3 protein-coding genes are annotated in these 2,583 nt (G+C 53.3%); all 3 read left to right on the top strand.

What is annotated here, in order from left to right; genetic code table 11:
* Positions 1–289: 289 nt before the first annotated feature.
* The 3 genes from fliD to fliT are packed head-to-tail and all read left to right on the top strand — an operon-like array spanning position 290 to position 2,527.
* Positions 290–1,771: a flagellar filament capping protein FliD gene (fliD, locus tag C5687_RS23915; RefSeq protein WP_104558204.1), complete on the top strand. Its 1,482-nt coding sequence runs from the start codon at positions 290–292 to the stop codon at positions 1,769–1,771.
* A 35-nt stretch (positions 1,772–1,806) separates the two neighbouring features.
* A complete protein-coding gene (gene fliS / locus C5687_RS23910) occupies positions 1,807–2,214 on the top strand; it encodes a flagellar export chaperone FliS (RefSeq protein WP_104558202.1) in 408 nt (135 codons plus the stop codon).
* Positions 2,207–2,527, top strand: coding sequence for a flagellar protein FliT (gene fliT / locus C5687_RS23905; protein WP_059385131.1), 321 nt, complete (start codon positions 2,207–2,209; stop codon positions 2,525–2,527). The genes fliS and fliT overlap by 8 nt, the downstream gene beginning before the upstream one ends.
* Positions 2,528–2,583: the final 56 nt, after the last annotated feature.

Raw genomic sequence — 2,583 nt, 5'->3', positions numbered from 1 at the left:
CCTAAGTAATAACGAAATGTGAGATATGCGTTAATTGCGTCGCATACTGAATTCATCGGGGGGAATGAAAATGACTAAATTATTTTTTTCGATTTTTTTGTCATTGCTGAAAATGGCGTCAGAAATGCTGCTAATTACCCAAATGGCTAAAAACAATTAACCAATAAACGCACATCTTTGTTATCCGCACGCCTGCGCGTTGTTCGCGTATATATGAAAAATTAAACTTCCTTCTTTATTCCCCGATAGAAAAGTAACAGGTCATCCCTTTACAACAGGAAATATTATTATGGTATCAACCAACTTTTTAGGTATGGGCTCGGGTCTGCCTTTTGAGGAACTGCTGGCAAAGGAGCGTACGGCCAGTTCAGTCAAGCTGAACCCCTATCTGCAAAAACAGAAAACCTATAACGGGCAAATCTCCGCGTGGGGGTCTATTTCCAGCGCGCTCAGCACCCTGAAGGATACGCTCGGCAAGCTGGAAGATGAGGGCTTTAACGGTGTCAGCGTCAGCGATAACAAAACCTTTAAGGCCACGGCGGGGAAAGGGACTATTCCGAACAGCTACTCCATGGCCGTGGAGCAACTGGCGAAAGCGCATCAGCTGGGTGTGACGCGAGATTCACGAGAGAAGGATATTGGGAGGAGCGCCGCGACCGTCACCATCGAGATGGAAGGCAGTGACAAACCGCTGGTGGTGGAACTCAAGGCAGACGAAACGTCCCTTGACGATATTGCCAAAAAAATCAATGCGCAGAAGGGTGACGTTGCGGCTGAAGTGGTGACGGTGAAAGACGGAGAACACAAGCTCGTCCTGACCTCGAAAAAAACCGGTAAAGACGGTGAAATGACGATAAAGGTCACGGGGGATAATGATGTCAAGACGGCGCTTGAAGGGGCCGCTGACGTCACTAAACCCCAGAATGCGATTGTCTGGCTTAACGGGGATAAGGTTGAGCGCAGCTCTAACACCATAAAAGATTTGATTACCGGTGTAACCCTTGAACTGCGCGAAGTCTCGGAGAAAGACCCTAATGCCGACCCGTCAGCGCCACACCCCTTCAAAACCGAATCCCTCACCATTACCGAAGATACCTCAAAGGTGAAATCACTGATTGAGGAGTTCGTTAAAAACTACAACAGCTACCTCAGCACCGTCGCCAGTGCCACCAAATACACGGCCCCCGACCGCGACAAACTCGCGGAGGACGAAATCCCGCTGCCTGACGACAGTAATGGCGCGCTGTTCAGCGACGGCAGCCTGCGTCGCCTGACCAGCCAGCTGAAAGCCACCGTAGGCGGTGAGTACCGCGAGGCCGGGGACGTGATCACCTCACTTGGGCGTCTCGGCATCACCGTGACCTTCGACGGTAAAACCGGCGATGACCGCAGCGGTACGCTGGGTACCCTCACCATCGACAGCAAAAAGCTCGACGCCGCCCTGAAGGACAACCCGAAGGAAGTCGAGGCGCTGTTCCTTGGTAAAGGGGGGAAGGAGGGGATTAAAGATCGCATGGAGGGCATCTTTGATACCTATCTCGGCGATAAGGACGCGATCACGAAAAAGGAAGGTGTGATTGAAACCACGCTGGAGTCCCTGCGCGAGCAGGAAAAACGCATCGGTAAGCAGATCACGGCGGTGCAAAAGCGTATCGACGAAGCCATGCTGCGTCGTGAAAAAGAATATCAGCGCCTGGATAAAGCGATGAGCGATATGAAAAGTATCGAAAACAGTCTGGTGAGTTCTCTGGCTTCATTAATTAACAACTAATCACCGGGCAGGCTGCTGCCCGGCAGGATTTAACGATGTACACCAAAACAGGCAACAGTGCCTACACCGCTGTCTCACTCGACAGCCAGATTAGCGGCGCCACGCCGCACCAGCTGATCGTCCTGCTGTATGACGGGGCGATTAACGCCATGAAGCGGGCGGAGATTTACTTCCAGTCCGGCAATATCGCCCGCCGCGGGGAGATGATCTCCCGCGCCATCAATATTATCGACAACGGCCTGCGTGCGGGCCTTGACCACGAGAAGGGGGGGAAAATCGCCGAAGAGCTGGAGAGCCTGTACGAGTATATTTCGCGCACGCTGCTGGAGGCTAACCTCAACAAGTCCGGCGAAAAGCTGCCGCACCTCATCGCCCTGATGACGGGGATGCTGGAAACCTGGCAGGCCATCGCGCCACAGCAGAAGCAGGTGAAGCATGGATAACGATGTGATTGAGCTGATTGAACAGCTGCTGGTTAGCAACGAAAAGTTGCGCCAGCAGGCCGATGCCGGCGAATGGGATGTGTTTCTTGACGAGTCCGTGGCCTATACCATGGGGATGAGAACGCTGTGTGACATCGATTTAACCCAGCTGGCGCAGCACAACAAGCCGCAGGTCAGTGCCCAACTGGCGACCCTGCTGGAGCATGATGCCCTTCTGACGCGCGCCATTCAGGGGCGTCTCACCGCCATCAGCACCGAACTTTCCGGCATGCGTAAAAGCCGTACGATGGCAAAAGCCTACACCTCTGTTTAATTTCCTTCCTGATTGCCGGGTGGCGCTGCGCTTACCCGGCCTACCCCTCACCCTAA

This window comes from Enterobacter sichuanensis (genome assembly GCF_002939185.1).
Lineage (GTDB): Bacteria > Pseudomonadota > Gammaproteobacteria > Enterobacterales > Enterobacteriaceae > Enterobacter > Enterobacter sichuanensis.
This window is presented reverse-complemented; position numbering and strand designations above follow the sequence as displayed.